Source organism: Tritonibacter sp. SIMBA_163 (assembly GCF_046535935.1).
Taxonomy (GTDB): domain Bacteria; phylum Pseudomonadota; class Alphaproteobacteria; order Rhodobacterales; family Rhodobacteraceae; genus Epibacterium; species Epibacterium scottomollicae.
The window spans coordinates 1-252 of record NZ_JAWJBP010000905.1 but is presented as its reverse complement, the minus strand read 5'-3'; the positions used below and the strand labels follow the sequence as shown (position 1 = coordinate 252).

General features: G+C 62.7%; 1 protein-coding gene. It reads left to right on the top strand.

The window, feature by feature from the left end; all coding sequences use genetic code 11:
• Positions 1–252 (top strand): hypothetical protein (locus R0J92_RS24955; RefSeq protein ID WP_411053662.1); only part of this gene is annotated, 252 nt, incomplete at both ends.

Below are 252 nucleotides of genomic sequence, written 5' to 3'. Positions count from 1 at the left end.
CTTGTCGCCGAAATCGAATTTGCCGGCTGGACAACAGATGGCCAGGTCCGTCAGGCAGCCTTCAAGGGGCTGCGCGAAGACAAGCCGGCCGACGAGGTGGCGGCGGAGAGACCGTCGTCTCCCGCCAAAACCGATGTGCCGGATCCTGAAACATCAAAGCCAGCGCCAAAGCGCTTTCGCAAGGGCTCCAAGGCGGAGGTGATGGGCGTGATGATTTCCAGTCCGGACAAGCCGCTTTGGCCCGATGCCGGC